Source organism: Vibrio sp. 10N.261.46.E11 (genome assembly GCF_041472735.1).
Classification (GTDB): Bacteria; Pseudomonadota; Gammaproteobacteria; order Enterobacterales; family Vibrionaceae; genus Vibrio.
Window position 1 is genome coordinate 1 of the sequence record NZ_JBFRQW010000018.1, and the last position, 21,106, is coordinate 21,106.

Consider the following 21,106-nt stretch of genomic DNA (forward strand, 5'->3'; position numbering starts at 1 on the left):
AAAGGTGTACTCACCCACCGTGCTAGTAGAGAAGCTAATCGTAAAGACAGGAACTTCTGGGTTAGCTCCGTCTTTCACAAAGCCGATGTACCCCCCAGTCGTGTTTGGATCGGCTTTAAGCTCAACGACCAACCCATTAGATTTAAGTGTATCGTTGGTATTAAATAAGCTTGGATCAATGCGGAAGCTGGTGACATTATCGCTTTGATCGGTGAACTGAATAATCTCAGTTTGGCTCACCGGAGTATTGCTTGCTGCCGAGCCATCTGTAAGGTTAGATTCTGATAAAGTGACGCTTGGAATGGTATTAATCGTTGGAATATCACCATCGGTGATGGTCAACTTCACGGTAGATGTCACCGGATCTTTATCAAAGTCACTTGACGTCACTACGATTGTTTTAACGATGTCTTCGTTGTTCGTATGATCTAAATTTCTATTGGGTTCAAAGCGTATTTCACCTTCAAGGGTAACGAACAGTTTGCCCTCAGGTACAGTAATAAGCTGCTCTCCCGTTAAGCTCTGATCCAAAGTGTAAACGGTATTATCGTAAGTGATCTGGGTGATTGTTGCTCCATCTGCACTTTGCACTGGCATCACATCGACAGTGCCTGTCGTAACAACACCGGCAGCCAAATCAGCCACCGTTGGCTCAGTAATGGTTAACGTTTGATTTTGCATGCCTTGAACATCATCGCTGACCGTCACTTTCAATGGCGACATCAATGAGTCGTCACCATCACGGTCGACCGCAAAGACAGGTAGTTCAAAGCTCAGGTCATTCTTCGCTTGGCCATCAGCATGATCTAATGCTTCAAGCAGAGTAAAGGTGTACTCACCCACCGCGCTAGTAGAAAAACTAATCGTAAAGACGGGAACCTCTGGGTTAGCTCCGTCTTTCACAAAGCCGATGTACCCCCCAGTCGTGTTTGGTTCGGCTTTAAGCTCAACGACCAACCCATTCGATTTAAGTGTGTCGTTGGTATTAAATAAGCTTGGATCAATGCGGAAGCTGGTGACATTATCGCTTTGATCGGTGAACTGAATAATCTCAGTTTGGCTCACCGGAGCGTTGCTTGCGGCCGAGCCATCTGTAAGGTTAGATTCGGATAAAGTGACGCTTGGAATGGCGTTGATGATTGGAATATCACCATCGGTGATGGTCAAAGTCACGGTGGATGTCACCGGATCTTTATCAAAGTCACTTGACGTCACTACGATTGTTTTAACGATGTCTTCGTTGTTTGTATGAACTAAATCGCGATTGGGTTCAAAGCGCACTTCACCTTGCAGGGTGATGACTAACGTCCCTTCAGTGAAACCAAACCGCTGCTCACCAGTATCTGTTTGAACCAATGTTCTAAGTTGTCCGTCATAAACGAACTGAGTGATTGTTGCACCATCTGCACTTTGCACTGGCATCACATCAACAGTGCCAGTCGTAACAACACCAGCAGCCAAATCAGCCACCGTTGGCTCAGTAATGGTTAACGTTTGGTTTTGCATGCCTTGCACATCATCGCTGACCGTCACTTTCAATGGCGACATCAATGAATCATCACCATCACGATCGACCGCGTAAACGGGTAAATCAAAGCTCAATTCATTATTTGCTTGGCCATCAGCATGATCTAATGCTTCAAGTAGAGTAAAGGTGTACTCACCCACAATGCTGGTAGAGAAGCTAATCGTAAAGACCGGAACTTCTGGGTTGGCTCCATCTTTCACAAAGCCGATATAAGCACCAGTCGTGTTTGGATCAGCTTTAAGCTCAACAACCAACCCGCCCGATTTAAGCGCGTCGTTCGTGTTGAATTGAGCAGGGTCGATACGGAACTTGACTACATCATCACTTTGATTGGTGAACTGAATAGTCTCAGTTTGACTCACAGGAACATTGCTTGCTGCCGAGCCATCTGTAAGGTTAGATTCTGATAGCGTGACGCTTGGAATAGTATTGATAATTGGAATATCACCATCGGTGATGGTCAAAGTAACGGTGGATGTCACCGGATCTTTATCAAAGTCACTTGACGTAACCACGATCGTCTTAACGATATCTTCGCTGCTTGTGTGGTTTAAATCGCGATTGGGTTCAAAGCGTATTTCACCTTCAAGGGTAACGAACAGTTTGCCCTCAGAAACTGGAATCAGTTGCTCTCCCGTTAAGCTCTGATCCAAGGTATAAACGGTATTATCATACGTGATCTGGGTAATGGTCGCGCCATCAGCACTCTGATCAGGCATCACATCAATGGTGGCAGTCGTCACCTTACCAGCAGTCAAATCCGCAACCGTCGGTTCAACAATATTGAGCACACCATCTTTCATGATTTGCACATCATCACCGATGGTCATTGTAAGCGGGGAAATTTGCGAGCTATCGCCATCAGTGTCCACGGCGTAAACAGGCAGTTCAAAACTTAGCTCGTTATTTGCAAGGCCATCTTCATGATCTAACGCTTCAAGCAGCGTGAAGGTGTATTCCCCTAATGTACTGGTAGAAAAGCTAATCGTGAATACTGGGACATCAGGGTTTACCCCATCGTTAACAAAACCTATGTAAGTACCTGAGTTCTGGGGGTCTTCCTTGAGTTCAACGACAAGCCCATTCGATTTGAGCGCATCATTAGTATTGAACAAGTTTGGATCAATTCGAAAACTCGCGACATCATCACTACCGGCTGTAAACGTAATCGTTTCAGTGGCGCTAACCGCATTTCCGCTTGGCGAAGATCCATCACCAAGATTCGTTTCAGATAATGTCACTGGTGGAACTAGGTTAATTACCGGATCTTGGCCATCAGTAATACTAAGATCAAGCGTTGAAAAGCTCTCGTCGCCATCAGCATCTTCAGCTAAAAAGGCAAATTGTTTTACTATGGTTTCGCTGCTTGAGTGGTTGATATCACGAGCGACTTCAAAACTAAAATCACCATTGAGTGAAATCGTTGCAATCCCTTCTGTAAATGGGAAAGTTTGTGCCGCATCTGGGAGTAGATTTTGGTCTAACTTGTATTCGACCCCATCGTAAGACAATGATTGGATTGTCGAACCATCCGCACCCTCAAAGTTGAATAGATTGTAAGAAACAACAGTATCACCAGCTAAGGTCGGTTCATCGACGGAAACGACATTATCGATGAGTTCGACCACATCATCTTTTACACTGATTAAGATCTCAGCAGCTTCTGGTGTATTTGACCCACCAGATAGTGCAGAGCGGTCACCATCCGCGTCAACCGCGTAAATGGGCAATACAAAGGTTAGCAACTCACCTTCAGCACCTTGGTGTGAAAGCGATTCGTACAGAGTAAATTCATAATTCCCCAATGATGGACTATCGACTTTAACGTCGAAGACCGTAATTCGAGATCCATTGACCTCAACATAACCTTCATACGTTCTCACACCATTGGTTTGACTAACTAACTCTAATTGAACGGCAGCACCATTAGAAACCAAGGCTCCCGTTGTATTAAATTCAGTCGGTTCAAGTTCGTAATGGTCAATAATGTCACTTTCAAAAACACTTGCTGTGATACTGCCAATACCACCTACTGGGGCTGTTCCCTCTTGTGACCCGCCAACAATGCCTGACTCATCAACATCGATGCCATCAACATTAATAATGAACGGGCTATCACCATCAGAGATATCAACCTTAATCGTATTCGTTACGACATCCTGGTCAAAATCGGTAACCGTGATCGGTAGAGAGAATGAAAGCGTGTCGGAGCTCACTTCTTCTATTGGTTTAAACTGTTGGAAATTATATGTGCCATCGGTATCGAGGGAGATTGTGAGAACAACCTCACCTCTCCCTTGAATAGACAGAGTGATCGTTGTTCCGTCATCAGATAGTCTTGCAGCCGTATTTTGGTTATCACTGAGCAACCCATCAAACTCTTCTAACGCACTGGCATCAAAGACAGCAGATTGAAGTTTATCACTTCCAATATTAGAAAAAGTGCCTTCAATAGGTGCACTACTCGTTTCTACATTATTGATATTCACGCTTTCAGCAGACGGATTCACCCCGTCAAATAAAGTAACCAGCGCATTAATTGGTGATGCTATTGGGTTTCCTGCGGAGTCTTCACCTTGAATATCAAAAGCAAAGTTAATTTGATCGCCAGTATAAGAGACCTGCCCACCACCGATAGACGGAACATGATCAATAGATTGAGAAATCGTGGTGGTTAACGAGATATCGATATTATTGCCAACACTAGTAGCATCAATATCGATACGTAATACTTCGTCAGTACCTTGGACACCAACAATGGAATTCGTCACCGAGTCGTAAGTAAACGTGACAGCTTGGCCGCTTGATGTAATGTCGTTATTAAGCTCACTTAGGAGTGAAGCAAGGGATAGTGTGTCTGGGACAAAAGAATCTGGGTCTAGAGCTAAACTGCCCGCAATAATCGTTTCAGTGGTCGTAATAGATTGGGGGTAGGTATTGCCAGAAATGGAACCTTCAGTGGCTGATTCGCTGATCGATTGACCACCAGCTGAACGGGTGATCGTTCTAAATTCCTCTCGACTTTCCTCTACCTCTTCTTTCGCAAGCCCTGATGTCTCAAAGAATGTCGAGGGCTGAGTTTGAATATTATTGTATTCAATCGTAACAAAGCCAGCATTTGCAGAGCCTAGCCCTTCACCAGCAGCCGTTGCTTCCAAAATTTCAGTCGGATCGGCGCCGCCTAAAATAGCTTCTTGGATTGCCGCAATATCATCGTCAGTAAAGGCTCCGTCGTCAGACTGCTCTAGATCGAAATTGACCTCTCCGGCGATAGGGGCATCAGCCCAAGACAATTCCTGATCAATACATCCAACACAATTCTCGCCAACCAGGACTTCACCATTTGGAGCACCTAATACCAGTTCTGCATTATTTGCGGTAATGACTATCTCATTTTCACGGATGATATCGCCAACTAAAACTTTTTTTGGGTTGCCGTCAGGCGTTACTACAACCACATCCCCACTTACTGCTTCAACAACCGCAGCTTGGCGCGAAACCTCAATATCCATATATCCCCCGTTATCACAAGCACTCTTATCTAGAGCTGTACAAATTATTTTTGTTAATCATTACAGGCTTTAATCAAATTCATACTTACCCCCTCATCAATGGCCAATCTTTTGTTGTGCCTCTTCGAGTTGAAAAGAGATAAGTATTTAACCTGTTTTTTTATAGTTTACTTACTGTTAAGCCTAGTCTTCCTCATAAAAAATGCCATGTCTGTGCTAAGAGACTCCTTTTCACAAATTCACTTATTCTCTAAGGATTTCTAAAACACAAATTAAACGTTAGTAGTGCATTGATTTATATGCAAATAAACCCATAGTGATATTGCGTCTCTTTAATCCTATAAAGATATACAGGAATAATGTAGATAAATCATGATCGAATATAAGACATTGCTTGAGGCAAACGATGTGATAGCAATAAAGCAGAGAGTAGCCCCAAACTTGAGACAATGTTCAGCACAAAGCGGATGAAAACCATTTATTAAGCGTATATTTCGCCAGTTTCACATGTGCCTATCAACATATTAAGGTGCTGTGGAGGAACAGTAGTCATGACTTATCATTGGATATACACATATCAAAAGGAATACGTTTTAGGACAAAACAATAGATACAAAAAAGCCGCCCGAGTTTAACTCGGGCGGCTTTTAGAAGATCATGTACCGCAATATGGTGTTTATCCGTAAAACGAGATTGTCACGTTCAACATGGCTCGCTAACTATTTTATTTTGTTAAGCGATTTGCAGTCCAAACATAAAGCAGCTCAAGTGCGATAGTTGCGCCAGCTAGAGCCGTAATTTCGCTTTGGTCATAGGCTGGAGACACTTCTACCACATCCATACCAACCATGTTGATACCTTGTAAGCCACGGATGATTTTGAGCACTTTATCTGAATTCAAACCACCACACACTGGTGTCCCAGTACCCGGAGCAAATGCAGGGTCCAGACAGTCAATATCAAACGTTAGGTAAACTGGCTTATCACCAACAATGCCTTTCACTTGAGCAATGATCTCATCCACGCTCATGTCATTCGCTTGCATCGCATTGATGACATTAAAGCCGTGACCTTCCTGTTTGTACTCAGTGCGAATACCAATTTGCACTGAATGCTCAGGCGAGATTAGCCCTTCGTTTGGTGCATGGTAGAACATGGTGCCGTGGTCGTAACGGCTGCCTTGGTTGTAGGTGTCAGTATGTGCGTCGAAGTGAATCAGAGCCATCTCACCGTACTTCTTGCCGTATGCTCTAAGCAAAGGCAGTGTAATGAAGTGATCGCCCCCTAACCCTAACAATGTTTTACCGCTGTTTAAAATCGCATCAGCGGCTGCTTCTAAACGCTGAGTTAAGTCTTCTGCATCACCGCAATCAAACACAAGATCGCCAGCATCAATCACCGAGGTGTGTTCAAATACATTGAAGTCCCAAGGAAACTTTTTGCCTTCCCACGCCAAGTTTACCGACGCACGACGAATCGCATCAGGCCCCATACGAGCGCCCGGGCGACCCGACGTCGCCATATCTAACGGCGCGCCCAACACAACCACATCAGCATCGTGATCAATTGGGTTCTGTACCAATGGGCGACGCATAAAAGTCATCGCGTTGGAGTACAGCGAGTAATCTGGTTTGGTAAATAGATCGTTCATTAAAAATCCTCAAGATAGGTGTAACCCATCAAGCCTTGCTCTAACTCTTCAAGTACGCTTTGCTGCTCTTGTGCTGGTACTTTCGCCGTGACCAAATCTTTGTAGTTCTGACGAATCAGATCCGTATCAATGTGAACATAACGCATCATGTCTTCAACCGTATCGCCTTCGTTGATGTAGTCAATGTTCGCTTCTCCGCTCTCATCAACATTCACCACAACACTGTGCGTATCACCAAATAGGTTATGCATATCGCCCAAGATCTCTTGGTACGCCCCAACTAGGAAGAAGCCCATTAGGTATGGTTCATCAGGGTTCCACGCTGGCACTGGCAATGTTGTTTCAATGCCTTGACCATCAACATACTGGTCAATCGTACCGTCAGAGTCACAAGTGATGTCCAGCACCACTGCACGACGCTCGTCCGCATTATCCAAACCACTTAGAGGCAATACAGGGAACACCTGATCGATACCCCAAGCATCTGGCAACGATTGGAACAAAGAGAAGTTCACGAAGAACTTATCGGCCAAACGTTCACTCAACTCATCCAAAATAGGACGGTGGTAACGGTTCTTAGTACTCATGCGAGTGCTAAGCTCGTAGTTAATACGCAAAGACATTTGCTCTGCCCAAGCACGATGCTGAAGATTCAGCATACCAGTCGCAAATTGGTTGTGCGCTTCTGCAATATCACTCTGCGTGTCGTTGTAGATCTCAATCAACGCACGGTCATCATTACCAGCATCGAGCTCTAAGAAGTTCTTCCACATGTTGTTTAGCAACATTGGCGCGTCTGCTTCTGGTGCTGCCATGTCTTCCGGCGAGTAGCTTTCAGTACCAATAACGTTGGTGATCAGTACAGCATGGTGCGCTGTCAGCGAGCGACCAGATTCTGAAATAATCACAGGTTGTGGCTGATTGTAGAGCTTACAAATATCCCCTACTGTCATTACGATGTTGCGAGCGTACTCAAGCAAGCCGTAGTTCATTGAGTTGGAAGATTGGCTACGTGTGCCGTCGTAATCGACCGCCAAACCGCCACCAACATCCAAGAACTTCAGTTGAGCGCCAATATCACGCAGTTCACAGTAGAAACGAGCCGCTTCACTCACACCATTGCGCACATCACGAATGTTCGCCATTTGTGAACCAAGGTGGAAGTGCACGAGCTCTAGAACATCCAACTGGTCTTCAGCTTTCAAACGTTCGATAACAGTAAGCACTTGTGATGCAGACAAGCCAAACTTCGACTTCTCACCACCACTTGCTTGCCATTTACCTGCGCCTTGAGAAGCAAGACGAATACGTAAACCTAAACGAGGTTTCACGCCAAGCGCTTTCGCTTCAGAAAGAACAAGATCAAGCTCTGACAACTTCTCTAGAACGATAAAGACTTTATGACCCAGCTTTTCACCAATCAGCGCAAGACGGATGTATTCTCTGTCTTTGTAACCGTTACACACGATCACCGAGCTCGCTTTTTGAGCCAGTGCCAATACCGCTAATAGTTCAGGCTTGCTGCCCGCCTCTAGGCCTAGCTGCTTTTGCTCTAATTGAGCTTGGCTCGCTAAAATCTCATCAACCACTTCTTTTTGTTGGTTAACTTTAATCGGATAAACAAGTAGGTAACGATTGTCGTACTGATATTCGTCGATCGCTTGGTTAAATGCGTTACAGATATTGTGCACACGTTGGTGCACTATTTGAGGAAAACGCACAAGAGCAGGCAAACCAATATTTCTCTGCTCTAACTGTTTTACGATCTGACTAAGAGGAACTTGATGATCGGTTTCGCTCGGTGAAACATACACCTCGCCATTATCATCAATTCCATAAAAACCTTGGCTCCAGTGCTTTACATTATACTCAGCACGGATGCGTTCCAAATTAACCGAATTTTCCAATTCTAGAGACCTCACACTATAGGGCCATCGACAGAAGATACCTCTTTGGAATAGCGAGGTATAACCCAACAAAAAACGCTCAAAAACGATTTGTTGGCTGCATTAACCGATATTATGAAGAGCGAGTCCAACCATAGATATTTGTGGTTACGATTACGTTCTTTTATCGTCGAACCAACTTAAAGTGACAGGTAAGGTATTACAAGGTTTTAGGCAAAAAAACAGACTGAAGCGCATTAGATTTAAAGCACTTTCTAACAAAAAATCAGGTGAATAAAATACCAAAGACACATAAAACTCTTGGCTAATCTGGTCAAGTTAAGTCAGGGTTGTGACAAATATGGGCACTTGCCTATTACAAATCTCGTTATTACCAAGATCGCTTGCCTCTCCTGCTCCAATACAGATTAATATCTATCCTTCTAACCGCAACGCGTCCATTTCAAGACTGTCCTAGCTCAATTATTGAACTTTTTTCGCGCATACCTTGTATTCGGTTCGATCTTCTTGTAACCTCAACCGACCAACCAATCGGTCAGTTTTCGAATTTAGGGGATACTATGAGCCATAATCTAGACCTTGAACCAACCACGTCGAACATCAACGACATGGATCAAATATTCAACCGACAAAAAGATCACTACCGCAGTAATGTTAATCCAGCGCTTGAGCAGAGAAGAAAAGACCTCTCAAAATTAAAAGCATTGCTAATGCGCTACCAAGGGCAATTGATTGATGCGGTGTCTGAAGATTATGGCCATCGAGCAAAACACGACAGCTTGATTGCTGATATCACCCCTTCTCTTCACCAGATCAATTACAGCCTGAAGAACCTTAAGAAATGGTTGAAGCCATCTCGCAGAAAAGCAGGCTTAATGCTGACACCCGCGAAGATCACCGTTCATTATCAGCCAGTGGGTGTTGTCGGTATCATTGTTCCTTGGAACTTCCCGGTGATGCTCTCTTTAGGGCCCCTCATCACTGCGTTGGCGGCAGGTAATACTGCAATGCTCAAGATGTCTGAGTTCACTCCAGCGACAAACCGAGTTTTAAAAGCCATGTTGGCTGAAGGATTTAACGAAGATCAGGTTGCGATTATCGAAGGTGAAGCTAACGTTTCCGCGAAATTTAGCCAGATCCCGTTTGACCATATTCTATTCACAGGGTCGACCTCTGTGGGTAAGCACGTAATGAGAGCAGCAGCTGATAACTTAACGCCTGTAACCTTGGAATTGGGCGGCAAGTCTCCAACGATTATTGCTCCGGACTTTGATGTCGCTGACGCCGTTGAACGCATCCTGTTTGCCAAGAGCTTAAACGCAGGTCAAATCTGTGTCGCACCTGACTACATCTTACTGCCACGAGAAAAAGTTGATGCATTTATCACGGCTTACAAGCGCTACTTCAAGAAGCTCTATAAAGCGGGAATTGAAAGCAAAGACTTAACCTCAGTGATCGATATGCGCCAATACAATCGCTTGAAGGGTGTGATTGCAGATGCTCAATCTAAAGGCGCGGTTATTCACACCGTTACCGAGCAAGCACAAGACGATGTGAATCACAGAATGACGCCACACCTTCTTACCGAAGTGAACGACGACATGGTAGCGATGCAAGAAGAGTTGTTCGGACCCGTTCTGCCGATTGTGCCATATGACTCTATTGAAGAAGCGATCAGCTACATCACAGCAAGAGAACGTCCACTTGCTCTGTATCTGATGAGCCATGATAAACAGATCCAAGATCAGTTCTTATCGAATACGCATTCTGGCGGTGTTTGTATTAACGACTCGCTAGTGCATGTGGCAGCAGAAGACGCACCGTTCGGTGGCATTGGCCCTTCAGGCATGGGACACTACCACGGCATTGAAGGCTTTAAGACCTTTAGCCATGCCAAGACCGTTCTAAGCAGAGGTAAAATTAACTTCACCAAGTTAATGCACTCTCCTTACAACAACCCAATTAAAAAGATTCTGTTCAAAGTACTAAATAGATGATTACGAAAAGGCAAAAAATCCTAGATGCTGCACTCCTGCTCTTCTCTCAGCAAGGGCTAGAGGGCACATCTACAGGACAAATAGCGAAAACAGCAGGCGTCGCAAAAGCGACACTGTTTCATCACTTTGAGAACAAATCTCTACTGATTGATGAACTGTTTCGTGAACTGAAAATAGAGCTATTTTCTACCCTTGACCAGCACACAGAAATCGCTGAACAAGATCGCTACCAAGCCTTTAAGTTCATGTGGTTCACAGGGCTTGAATGGGCGTTAGAAAATCCAGTTGCGATGAAGTTCTTCACCAATGTTCATTTCGATCCGACGACTCAAACTCGAGAAGTCATCGTCTCGCAGATGTTCGCATCATTAGACCAGATCATTTTGAAAGGACAAGAAACTGGTGAGCTAATGGTGTTAGACATCAATCTTATTAGGCACTTCATCCACAGCCACTTTTTGATTTGTGCAAACTGGTTGATTGAGCAGAATGAGTTACCACCAGAGCAGTCAGCCAAGTACATCAGCGATAGCTTTGACATGTGTTGGCGAGCTGTCGGTGGGAAAAAACAATAGCTCCCAAAACGCTACAGTGCGATAAAGCAGACAAGCATCAAGGTAAGTAAGTTAAATTCGTTAAGCGAGCACTCTTCGAGAGGCTCGCCTTTCTTGGTTGAGACAAGTAAACTACGCGCCTCGAACATCTATTCATAAGGCTAAGGTTTGCATACTCTAGAACAACTTAAATCAGGGCAACTTAAAGGGATTAAGCGCTTAAAACTGTCAGAAGGTCTCACTGAGTTTCCATTAGAGATCTTAGAGCTCTCCGATTCGCTAGAGATTCTGGATCTTTCGGGGAATCAGCTATCAGAGCTTCCACAAGAATTAGCACAGCTTACTAACCTGCGTATTATCTTCGCTTCGAACAACCTGTTCACGCACCTTCCTGATGTTCTAGGTACTCTTCCTAAGCTCGAAATGGTTGGCTTCAAATCTAATCAAATTAAAAGCGTCAGCGAGCAATCTTTACCTGCTCAATTACGTTGGTTGATCCTGACAGACAATGCGATCGAGGTTCTCCCTCACTCACTAGGTGAAAGACCACGCCTGCAAAAGCTCGCATTGGCAGGTAACAAGATTCGTGTTTTACCAGAAAGTATGGAAAACCTATCAAACCTTGAACTGGTTCGTCTGTCTGCAAACCAACTGACTGAATTCCCAGAGTTCCTTATCAAACTACCAAAACTGGCTTGGTTAGCGTTTGCGGGTAACCCTTTTTGCAAACATCCAAGCAGCTTAGATAGCGTGCCTGCCGTAAGCTCGCAATGCTACTCACTCAATCAAGTGCTGGGCCAAGGTGCGTCTGGTGTAATTTATCATGCTAACTGGTTAAACGGTGACTTTGATTTCCCACAAGAAGTGGCGGTTAAAGTATTCAAAGGCGAAGTGACCAGTGACGGTTACCCACACGATGAACTTGAAGCATGTCTTCAAGCTGGTCATCATAGCAACCTAGTGAAGTCTATCGCTCAAGTTGATGAAGAGAACTACCTAGCATTGGTGATGGAGCTTATCCCGAGCAACTTCTACAACCTAGGTTTGCCCCCTACTCTTGAAAGCTGCACTCGTGATACATTCAACGAAGGCTTTAAGCTTTCAATTGCTCAGATCAATAGCATTACCGAACAGATGATTGATGTGTTTGAACACCTACATGCCAACAAAGTTTGTCATGGTGATCTATACGCACACAACACTTTAGTTAACGAGCAAGGTCAGATGATCTTTGGTGACTTCGGAGCGGCCACTATTTACGGTTACTTAACGGAAGAGCAGCAACAAGGCATTCGTCGAATTGAAGCGCGTGCACTGAAGTACTTTATTGAAGACCTATTGACGGTTTGCGCTACAAGCGATATCAATTCAGAGCTGTATAAGAAACTCGAAAGCTATCACGCATAAGAGTTATCACGCATAAGAGCTACCAAGCTTAGCGCTCAATCAAATTTCTCCAGAAATGAAAAAGCTAATGTTTGTCGTTAGCTTTTTTTGTTTTGGAATTTAGTGAATCCAATAAGGCTTAAACTACCAACTCATAAGAGACAACATACAGTTCAGAGATCCCTGGGTAGATATCTTGAATCACACCCTTGAGGACATCTAGCGTCATGTTCTCTTGCACCGCATGGAATTCACCTAAGTCATCAAACAAGATTGGTTCTACGCTAATGATCTTAAGATTACAGAATACACGTCCCTGCTCTAGCGTTGATACTTCTACAACACTTCCCGGCTGGTAGTCACGCTCAGATTCATCGCGAATAGTAATGGTCTTTTTGCCTGAAAGGATATCGGTTTCAAAACGTTCGAAGAACGTCATAGTAGTAGGTGCGGTCATTTATCTCGGTCGCTTAACATTTAAAGGTTAGGTAAATGTTTATATACCAGAATACTTGTTCAAGCGAATAAAAAATTAGATGCGAGATGCGAGATGCGAGATGCGAGATGCGAGATGCGAGAGAATGCGGCAAAGCCAAATAGCAGGCAATAAAAAAGGAGAACCGAAGTTCTCCTTTTATTAAACCTTTAAGCTAACTCTAAATTATAGAGATGCTTTCGCTTTTTCAACTAGAACAGCAAATGCTGCTTTGTCGAATACTGCGATGTCAGCAAGAATCTTACGGTCGATCTCGATAGATGCTTTCTTAAGGCCATTGATGAAACGGCTGTAAGATAGACCATTTTGACGAGATGCCGCGTTGATACGTGCAATCCAAAGTTGACGGAATTGACGTTTCTTGTTGCGACGGTCACGGTAAGCGTATTGACCAGCTTTGGTAACTGCTTGGAAAGCTACGCGGTAAACACGTGAACGTGCTCCGTAGTAACCTTTAGCTTGTTTTAGAACTTTCTTATGACGTGCACGAGCTTGTACACCACGTTTTACGCGAGGCATTATGCTTCTCCTAAACTAAACGAATTTATAAACTAAAAAGAATTAAGCGTATGGCATCATACGTAGAACTTGAGCAACTTCACATTTAGGAAGGATCGAGTTCGGACGTAGCTGACGCTTGTTCTTAGTAGTACGCTTAGTCAGGATGTGACGTTTACCAGCGTGCTTAAACTTAATACCACCAGCAGTTTTCTGGAAACGCTTAGCAGCACCTTTGTTGGTTTTCATCTTAGGCATGATGAATAACTCCGCATTGTTGAGTTGTTAATAACATAGTAATTAGGGCGAATAAAACCCCGCAACCTGAGGCTGCAGGGTTTAATTACTTGCAAAGCCGTTAATTACTTCTTTTTAGGGGCCAACACCATGATCATCTGGCGACCTTCAATTCTCGTTGGGAAAGATTCGACAACTGCAAATTCTTCAGTATCTACTTTCAAACGATTAAGAACGTCAACACCGATTTCTTGGTGAGCCATTTCGCGGCCACGGAAGCGAATTGTTACCTTCACTTTGTTGCCGTCTTCAAGGAAACCAGTCAGGTTGCGTAGTTTTACCTGATAGTCTCCAATATCAGTTCCAGGTCGGAATTTAATTTCCTTGATCTGAACCTGCTTTTGCTTTTTCTTCTGCTCTTTCGCAGCTTTGCTCTTCTCGAAGAGGAACTTACCGTAGTCCATCACACGACAAACTGGCGGCTCGGCGTTAGGGCTGATCTCTACAAGATCCATACCAGCTTCATTTGCAGCTTCCATCGCTTCAGCGATTGTTACTACACCAACAGCTTCGCCGTCTGCGCCAGTTAGACGCACTTCACGAACGCCACGAATGTCACCGTTTAAACGGTGCTGGTTTTGTTTGGCCGGTTGTTGGCCACGTCTTCCGCCTTTAATAGCTATTCCTCCAGATTGAGCTTACGGCTTGAAACCTCGGCTTGGATGTATGAAATAAAGTCATCCACTTTAAATTTGCCAAGGTCCTTACCTTTACGTGTACGTACTGCAATTTCGCCGGCTTCCATTTCTTGGTCACCACACACAAGCATGAACGGTACACGTTTCAAAGTATGTTCGCGGATTTTAAAGCCAATCTTCTCATTTCTCAAGTCTGCTTTGACTCTAAATCCACTTTTTTGCAGTTTTTTCGCAATTTCTTGTACATATTCAGACTGTTTGTCTGTAATGCCCATAACAATTGCTTGTTCTGGCGCCAACCACGTTGGGAAGAAGCCAGCGTATTCTTCAATAAGAATACCGATGAAGCGTTCTAGTGAACCTAAAATCGCGCGGTGGATCATAACTGGCGTGTGACGCTCGTTATCTTCACCTACGTAAGTTGCACCTAAACGTTCTGGTAATGCAAAATCGAGCTGCACTGTACCACATTGCCATGCGCGGTCCAAACAATCATGCAAAGTAAATTCAATCTTAGGTCCGTAGAACGCACCCTCGCCTTCTTGAATCTCGTATGCAATCTCCATCGCCTCAAGCGCTTGCTTAAGATCGGCCTCTGCACGGTCCCACATTTCGTCTGAACCTACGCGCTGTTCTGGACGAGTAGATAGCTTAACAACAATGTTTTCGAAGCCGAAAGTTGTGTAAGTATCGTAAACCATTTCAATACAAGCTTTAACTTCTTGCTGAACTTGGTCTTCAGTACAGAATACGTGAGCATCATCTTGAGTGAAGCCACGAACACGCATAATGCCGTGAAGTGCGCCAGACGGCTCGTTACGGTGACATGAGCCGAACTCAGCCATACGTAGCGGTAGATCACGGTAAGATTTCAAACCTTGGTTGAAGATTTGAACGTGACCAGGACAGTTCATTGGCTTAATCGCGTATTCACGGTTCTCTGAAGAAGTCGTGAACATCGCTTCAGCGTACTTATCCCAGTGACCAGAGCGTTCCCAAAGAACACGGTCCATCATTAATGGGCCTTTTACTTCTTGGTAATCGTACTCAGTCAGCTTCTGACGAATAAATACTTCTAGCTCACGGAAGATAGTCCAACCGTTGTGATGCCAGAACACCATACCTGGTGCTTCTTGCTGCATGTGGAATAGATCTAAGTGCTTACCGATTTTACGGTGATCACGCTTAGCCGCTTCTTCTAGGCGCACTAGGTGAGCCTTAAGCGCTTTCTTGTCGTGGAATGCAGTACCGTAGATACGTTGAAGCATCTTGTTGTCACTGTTACCACGCCAGTAAGCACCCGCTACGTTAAGTAGCGTGAAGTGTTGGCAGAAGCCCATATGTGGAACGTGTGGACCACGACACATATCGATGTATTCTTCATGATGGTACAGGCCTGGACGATCGTCTTTAGAAACGTTCTCATCCAAGATTTCGATTTTGTAAGTCTCGCCGCGAGCTTCGAATGCGTCACGCGCTTCCTGCCAGCTAACTTTCTTCTTAACAACCTGATACTTGGTCTTCGCTAGCTCTTTCATACGCTTTTCAATCTTTTCTAGATCTTCTTGCGTTAGAGAGTGCTCAAGGTCGATATCGTAGTAGAAACCGTTATCGATGGTAGGACCGATCGCCATTTTCGCTTCTGGAAAAAGCTGCTTAATCGCGTGGCCTAAAAGGTGAGCACAAGAGTGACGAACGATCTCAAGGCCATCAACTTCATCTTTAGCTGTGATGATTTCTAGGCTTGCATCGTTTTCGATAAGATCACAAGCATCAACACGCTCGCCATCTACACGACCAGCAATGGTTGCTTTCGCAAGACCAGGACCGATTGATAGGGCAACATCTAGAGTTGATACAGGGTTGTCAAATTGACGCTGACTACCGTCAGGAAGAGTAATAATTGGCATTATTTGTCCTTTACAGTGGTGTTGCACACCAAGCAACACATGAAAATGTTTAATATATGTCTTTCAATCAACTAGTACGCTGATTGGGGATATATGCATAATAAAGATACCCACATAGAAGCAAATACAGATGCCACATCTGTGAGTAGCCGAACATTGTAACGAAATAATATGAAATGACAATGTTAGTCCCGCAGCACCACAAAACTATATGACTGAAATGTCTCTTCTATATAGATCCTTCTAACGCCTTACCCATAGCTCAATCATTAATTCGTTGGCTTTATCTACAATACAAAAAAGCCGAACGTTTAAGTTCGGCTATAGAAATCGTACTGTCTTGTCTCTATTAATAGAAAAAGCGACTACTCACAGAAAGGCAACTACGCACTCATGATTCTTGAAACTGCATTGCGGATATCTGAGTCAGCCGCGTTTGCAGGTAGGCTGAATGAGATGTATTGGTCGCCGCGGAAGCTCATTGAGCGGTCAATTTCGGCTAAGCAGTGAACCATTGAGCCTTCAACGATGAATGACAGCTCGATCTCTTTATTATTCATGAAGCCGCCGCTGCGAAATTCAATCTCTTGGTAACAGCCAGAGCGTGAAGCAAAGCTATTGCCTTTTAAGAAGCCTTTCTCTACGTCTGCTTTCACCATTGCCATGCCCGATGCTTCCACACCTTGGATGATTTTAGCAACTGTTGGCAGTGGATGTACGGAGATAAAGTCACGGTCTTTAGGGTCAATCGCGAAGCCTATATCTAGGTTGGTTTCAACCCACACATGGCATTGGTTCATTTGTGCATTCAACGCGGTGACTGGCGTTTCATCATTTAACTTAAGGCGGAATGGAACCAGTTTGGTTTCGCCCGGTTGGATAACGAAAGGCTCTACGGCTTGAATACGACCGAGTGAAAAAGTTTCATAGCTAGTGCTGTCTTCTGTTTCTACTTTTACTTCTGTGTTGAGAACCAAGTTAATCAGGTCGATTTGTTGCTCAACGTCGCCACCAACAATGTGAACATTGCCTGACAACTCGCCACCTTGGAAAACTTCAATATTATCTAAGACGGTATCAACCTTTGCTGCACCAATGCCCAACGAGGCCTTTAATTTCTTAAACATATTATTTCCCTTTCTAATTATTTGATTAACTAGGGCGTGTTGACCTTTCGTGGTTAAATTTTGTTCGAGATAAAAGCGTTTTAATCGCGGCGAGGGAGAAGTAGCCTAGTCATTCTAAGCAAATCTCCCTCAACAAAGAGTAAAACGCTTTTAGCCGAACCCTTCGGGCAGCGTTTGCTGGTCATTCCTACTGCGTTATCGGCTTCTCATGTAGGCTAGCTACACATCAAACCCTCTACCTTGTATAAATAACCAGCAACTCGCTGCAAAAACCAGCTCGAAAGATCAACATGCCCTAATAGTTATTGCGTGACAATTTGCGACACTTGCCTCACAGAATCAAGCAATTTGCCCCATCTATGTTGAATAAGGTCACATTGCCCGAGGAAATGTTGAAATCGTGAAAAATTCCGTTACTCTATTTGTATAGTCAAATAAGGTTTCATTATGTCGAAAGCGCCGCTCTACCTTCAGATAAAACAGTTCATAGATGACAAAATTACCAATGGTCACTGGCCGGTGGGTTATCAAATTACCACCGAACTCGAACTCACAGAACAGTTCAACGTGAGTAGAATGACGGTGAATAAAGCCATTCGAGATCTTGTGTCTGAAGGCAAGCTCATCAGGAAGCCAAGGCTGGGTACTTTTGTTTGTGAGCCCGACGAAAAAGCACAATCTCCGCTACTTGATATCAACAATATCGCGCAAGAGATCAAAGACCGTGGCCAAACGTATACTAGCCAAGTGATCAAACACGATAGCATCAAGACTGATGAAAGCACCGCCACACGGTTAGGCGTGATGATCAATGCAGAAGTATTCTATAGTGAAATCATCCACTTTGCCGACAATACGCCGATACAACTGGAAGCTCGTTGGGTGAATTCTCAAGCCGCTCCAAAATATCTAGAGCAAGACTTTTCAATCTCTACCCCCAATGAATATCTTTCAAAAAGCTGCCCGCTAAGTGCTATCGAGCACACGGTTGAAGCCATTATTCCAGACTCTCAAATCAGAACATCACTAAAGCTTTCTGAATCAGAGCCTTGCCTTCTTTTGAATAGAAGAACATGGAGCAAAGAACGCCTCATCAGCTTTGCATTGCTCTATCATCCTGGCTCTAAATACAAATTAAGCTCCAAGATACTCCTAGATTAAAGAACATCATCCTGATCGCTGATCACATTTTTGCAACATCAACTTGATTCAGGTCAGCGTTTAGCCTATTTATTTGTATATACATTTAATGTTTAACAAAGATCTAGGTGATTATGAATTTGATCCTCAAAAACGCACGAGTGGTCTCCATGAGTTCGGGAGTCGACGGTTATCAGCCCTCTTCCCCTCGAGATATTGTTATCGAAGACGGTAAGTTCGTGTCCATCTCTTGTTCAAACCAAGGCACACTTGCTTCTGAGTTAGAACAAGTAAGTGTTGATGGTTCTTTGGATTACACCACCTATGACTGCAAAAACAAGCTCGTCACCCCAGGGCTGATTGATTGCCACACTCACCTTGTATTTGCAGGCAACCGCGCCAACGAATTTGAACAGCGTTTGAATGGTGTGTCTTACACCGACATCGCTAAGCAAGGCGGCGGTATTCTAGCGACAGTCACGGCCACACGCGCAGCACAAGAGTCTGAACTGGTTGAAATGGCGTTACCGAGACTCGATGGCCTGCTAAGAAGTGGTGTAACCAGCATCGAAGTAAAATCTGGCTATGGCTTAACGCTTGATGACGAACTGAAGATGTTACGCGCGGCTAAAGCGTTAGAAAATCATCGTCGTATTAAGATCACCACTACTCTCCTCGCAGCCCATGCTGTACCACCTGAATATAAAGAGCAGCCCGATCGTTATATTGATCTGGTTTGCCAAGAGATTATCCCTAAAGCTGCAGAGCAAGGGTTAGCTGATGCAGTTGACGTGTTCTGCGAATCTATCGGCTTCAACCTAGAACAAACCGAACGCGTCTTTGCAGCTGCCAAAGCACATGGGCTAGCGATTAAAGGCCACACAGAACAACTCTCGAATATGGGTGGCAGCGCACTTGCAGCAAAATACGACGCACTCTCTGTTGACCATGTTGAATACCTTGATGAAGCCGGAGTAAAAGTACTGGCGGAATCAGGCACAGTTGCCACCTTGCTTCCCGGCGCTTTCTACTTCTTAAAAGAGACTCAACAGCCACCTATTGCCCTACTTCGCGAACACAACATTCCGATGGCGATAGCGACCGACTTAAACCCCGGTACTTCTCCTTTTGCTGACCTAACGCTAATGATGAACATGAGCTGCACCCTGTTTGGCACGACGCCTGAAGAAGCGTTGCGCGGTGTGACTTGTCATGCTGCCGCTGCCATTGGCGACTCACAAACCAAAGGCAAAGTCGAAGTGGGTTATGTCGCTGATTTAGCGATCTGGAATATCGAGCACCCTGCCGATCTAAGTTATCAAGTCGGTGTTCCTCATCTGCATAAACGCATTGTTAATGGCGAGGTGTGTCATGACTCAATCTAAATCCCACGGTATTCAAGAAAACGTAGAAACCGTGCATAACTTTGTGTGGAATGGCCGCAATGATCTTGAAGATGGCGCACTCGGCACTCGCGTTCATCACATTACCAAGCAAGTGCAAAGTAGTGATTCAAGTGACGAGCTGACTGACAGCGCTATCGCCTTAGTTGGCTTTGCCAGCGATGCCGGAGTTGCCAGAAATAAAGGACGCGTGGGCGCGAAACAAGCACCTAACCTGATTCGTCAAGCGTTGGCGAATATGGCTTGGCACAGTGACGCACACATCGCGGATCTCGGTGATATCGAGTGCAATGATGGTCAATTAGAAGTCAGTCAAAAGCAGTGTGCTTCTTTGATTGCCAATGCTTTAGCTACCAGCAAAGTGATTACCCTTGGCGGCGGTCACGAAGTGGCTTGGGCATCGTTCCAAGGGCTCGCTGAGCATTTACATCAAGCGGAACGCCTCCATAAAGCTGAACGTCTTGATAAAGATCAGCCTATACACAAACCTAAGATCGGCATCGTTAACTTTGATGCTCACTTTGATCTTCGTGAATTTGAAAGCGACATCGCTGACGTTAAACCGAGTTCAGGCACGCCTTTTAACCAGATCAGCGATTACTGCCATGCACATCAGTGGCCATTTCATTACGCGTGTCTTGGTGTGAGTGCAGCCAGCAATACCAAAGCACTGTTCAACAAAGCCGACCAGCTTGGTGTGTGGTACGAACATGACCGCGATATCACCCAAGTAAACCAAGTCGCTCAATTGGTTAAGTTGCAAAAATTCATCGATGAGTGTGATTACCTCTATCTCACCATTGATCTCGATGTCTTCCCTGCGGCGACTGCGCCGGGTGTCAGTGCACCAGCGGCAAGAGGCGTGAGCTATGAAACACTCGCTCCTTTTCTAGAACAGATTTTTAAACACAGTGAAAAACTCATTATCGCGGACATTGCGGAATATAACCCAGACTACGACGTCGATGGCCAAACGGCTCGATTGGCTGCTCGTTTGTGTTGGGATATTGCCTCTGCAATGGCCAACGACTAATCCAGATATACCGATAACTACAACTACAA

General features: G+C 44.6%; 15 protein-coding genes. 6 read left to right on the forward strand and 9 right to left on the reverse strand.

All coding sequences use genetic code 11. The features are described from left to right. The 3 genes from AB4407_RS05800 to speA form a co-directional block, all read right to left on the reverse strand. On the reverse strand, positions 1-5,040 hold a 5,040-nt coding region (locus AB4407_RS05800), incomplete at its 3' end, for a retention module-containing protein (RefSeq protein ID WP_372119499.1). Positions 5,041-5,764: 724 nt separating this feature from the next. Next, positions 5,765-6,691: an agmatinase gene (gene speB, locus AB4407_RS05805; RefSeq protein ID WP_372119501.1), complete on the reverse strand. Its 927-nt coding sequence runs from the start codon at positions 6,689-6,691 to the stop codon at positions 5,765-5,767. Further along, positions 6,691-8,598, reverse strand: a complete 1,908-nt coding sequence (speA, locus tag AB4407_RS05810) for an arginine decarboxylase (protein WP_372119503.1) — start codon at positions 8,596-8,598, stop codon at positions 6,691-6,693. Before speA ends, speB begins: the two co-directional genes overlap by 1 nt. Positions 8,599-9,158: 560 nt before the next feature. Here speA and AB4407_RS05815 point away from each other — a divergent pair. From AB4407_RS05815 to AB4407_RS05825, 3 genes are all read left to right on the forward strand, one after another. Further along, a complete protein-coding gene (locus AB4407_RS05815; RefSeq protein ID WP_372119505.1) occupies positions 9,159-10,595 on the forward strand; it encodes a coniferyl aldehyde dehydrogenase in 1,437 nt (478 codons plus the stop codon). Further along, positions 10,592-11,170 (forward strand): TetR/AcrR family transcriptional regulator, encoded by a 579-nt coding sequence (locus tag AB4407_RS05820; protein ID WP_372119507.1) that lies wholly within the window; start codon positions 10,592-10,594, stop codon positions 11,168-11,170. The genes AB4407_RS05815 and AB4407_RS05820 overlap by 4 nt, the downstream gene beginning before the upstream one ends. Positions 11,171-11,317: 147 nt before the next feature. Next, entirely contained in the window at positions 11,318-12,556 is a 1,239-nt protein-coding gene (locus tag AB4407_RS05825) for a leucine-rich repeat-containing protein kinase family protein (RefSeq protein ID WP_372119509.1), read from the forward strand. A gap of 118 nt (positions 12,557-12,674) precedes the next feature. Here the strand turns inward: AB4407_RS05825 and yqfB are convergent, their stop codons facing one another. The 6 genes from yqfB to AB4407_RS05855 all read right to left on the reverse strand — a co-directional run bounded on the left by yqfB (position 12,675) and on the right by AB4407_RS05855 (position 17,501). Continuing rightward, positions 12,675-12,992 carry a N(4)-acetylcytidine aminohydrolase gene (gene yqfB / locus AB4407_RS05830; protein WP_372119511.1) on the reverse strand — a complete coding sequence of 106 codons (318 nt, stop codon included), beginning with the start codon at positions 12,990-12,992 and terminating at the stop codon, positions 12,675-12,677. A 204-nt stretch (positions 12,993-13,196) separates the two neighbouring features. Further along, positions 13,197-13,550: a 50S ribosomal protein L20 gene (rplT, locus tag AB4407_RS05835; RefSeq protein ID WP_004733517.1), complete on the reverse strand. Its 354-nt coding sequence runs from the start codon at positions 13,548-13,550 to the stop codon at positions 13,197-13,199. Between the two features lie 42 nt (positions 13,551-13,592). Next, positions 13,593-13,787 carry a 50S ribosomal protein L35 gene (gene rpmI, locus AB4407_RS05840; protein ID WP_004738430.1) on the reverse strand — a complete coding sequence of 65 codons (195 nt, stop codon included), beginning with the start codon at positions 13,785-13,787 and terminating at the stop codon, positions 13,593-13,595. A 104-nt stretch (positions 13,788-13,891) separates the two neighbouring features. After that, positions 13,892-14,443, reverse strand: coding sequence for a translation initiation factor IF-3 (infC, locus tag AB4407_RS05845; RefSeq protein ID WP_077680304.1), 552 nt, complete (start codon positions 14,441-14,443; stop codon positions 13,892-13,894). A 2-nt stretch (positions 14,444-14,445) separates the two neighbouring features. Continuing rightward, positions 14,446-16,374: a threonine--tRNA ligase gene (thrS, locus tag AB4407_RS05850; protein ID WP_029223062.1), complete on the reverse strand. Its 1,929-nt coding sequence runs from the start codon at positions 16,372-16,374 to the stop codon at positions 14,446-14,448. Positions 16,375-16,757: 383 nt separating this feature from the next. Next, positions 16,758-17,501 (reverse strand): sporulation protein, encoded by a 744-nt coding sequence (locus AB4407_RS05855; RefSeq protein WP_016789246.1) that lies wholly within the window; start codon positions 17,499-17,501, stop codon positions 16,758-16,760. A gap of 447 nt (positions 17,502-17,948) precedes the next feature. Between AB4407_RS05855 and hutC the strand changes: the two genes are divergently transcribed. From hutC to hutG, 3 genes are all read left to right on the forward strand, one after another. Continuing rightward, entirely contained in the window at positions 17,949-18,662 is a 714-nt protein-coding gene (gene hutC / locus AB4407_RS05860) for a histidine utilization repressor (protein ID WP_372119513.1), read from the forward strand. Between the two features lie 113 nt (positions 18,663-18,775). After that, on the forward strand, positions 18,776-20,026 hold the full coding sequence (gene hutI, locus AB4407_RS05865; RefSeq protein WP_372119515.1) for an imidazolonepropionase: 1,251 nt from the start codon (positions 18,776-18,778) through the stop codon (positions 20,024-20,026). Continuing rightward, entirely contained in the window at positions 20,013-21,077 is a 1,065-nt protein-coding gene (gene hutG / locus AB4407_RS05870; RefSeq protein WP_372119517.1) for a formimidoylglutamase, read from the forward strand. The genes hutI and hutG overlap by 14 nt, the downstream gene beginning before the upstream one ends. Positions 21,078-21,106: the final 29 nt, after the last annotated feature.

What these genes read in the sequence shown, in the direction of transcription:
- hutG (WP_372119517.1), top strand. Translation starts at nt 20,013, where the DNA reads ATGACTCAATCTAAATCCCACGGTATTCAAGAAAACGTAGAAACCGTG.
- rplT (WP_004733517.1), bottom strand. Translation starts at nt 13,550, where the DNA reads ATGCCTCGCGTAAAACGTGGTGTACAAGCTCGTGCACGTCATAAGAAA.
- AB4407_RS05820 (WP_372119507.1), top strand. Translation starts at nt 10,592, where the DNA reads ATGATTACGAAAAGGCAAAAAATCCTAGATGCTGCACTCCTGCTCTTC.
- AB4407_RS05815 (WP_372119505.1), top strand. Translation starts at nt 9,159, where the DNA reads ATGAGCCATAATCTAGACCTTGAACCAACCACGTCGAACATCAACGAC.
- hutI (WP_372119515.1), top strand. Translation starts at nt 18,776, where the DNA reads ATGAATTTGATCCTCAAAAACGCACGAGTGGTCTCCATGAGTTCGGGA.
- speB (WP_372119501.1), bottom strand. Translation starts at nt 6,691, where the DNA reads ATGAACGATCTATTTACCAAACCAGATTACTCGCTGTACTCCAACGCG.
- thrS (WP_029223062.1), bottom strand. Translation starts at nt 16,374, where the DNA reads ATGCCAATTATTACTCTTCCTGACGGTAGTCAGCGTCAATTTGACAAC.
- AB4407_RS05855 (WP_016789246.1), bottom strand. Translation starts at nt 17,501, where the DNA reads ATGTTTAAGAAATTAAAGGCCTCGTTGGGCATTGGTGCAGCAAAGGTT.
- yqfB (WP_372119511.1), bottom strand. Translation starts at nt 12,992, where the DNA reads ATGACCGCACCTACTACTATGACGTTCTTCGAACGTTTTGAAACCGAT.
- rpmI (WP_004738430.1), bottom strand. Translation starts at nt 13,787, where the DNA reads ATGCCTAAGATGAAAACCAACAAAGGTGCTGCTAAGCGTTTCCAGAAA.
- hutC (WP_372119513.1), top strand. Translation starts at nt 17,949, where the DNA reads ATGTCGAAAGCGCCGCTCTACCTTCAGATAAAACAGTTCATAGATGAC.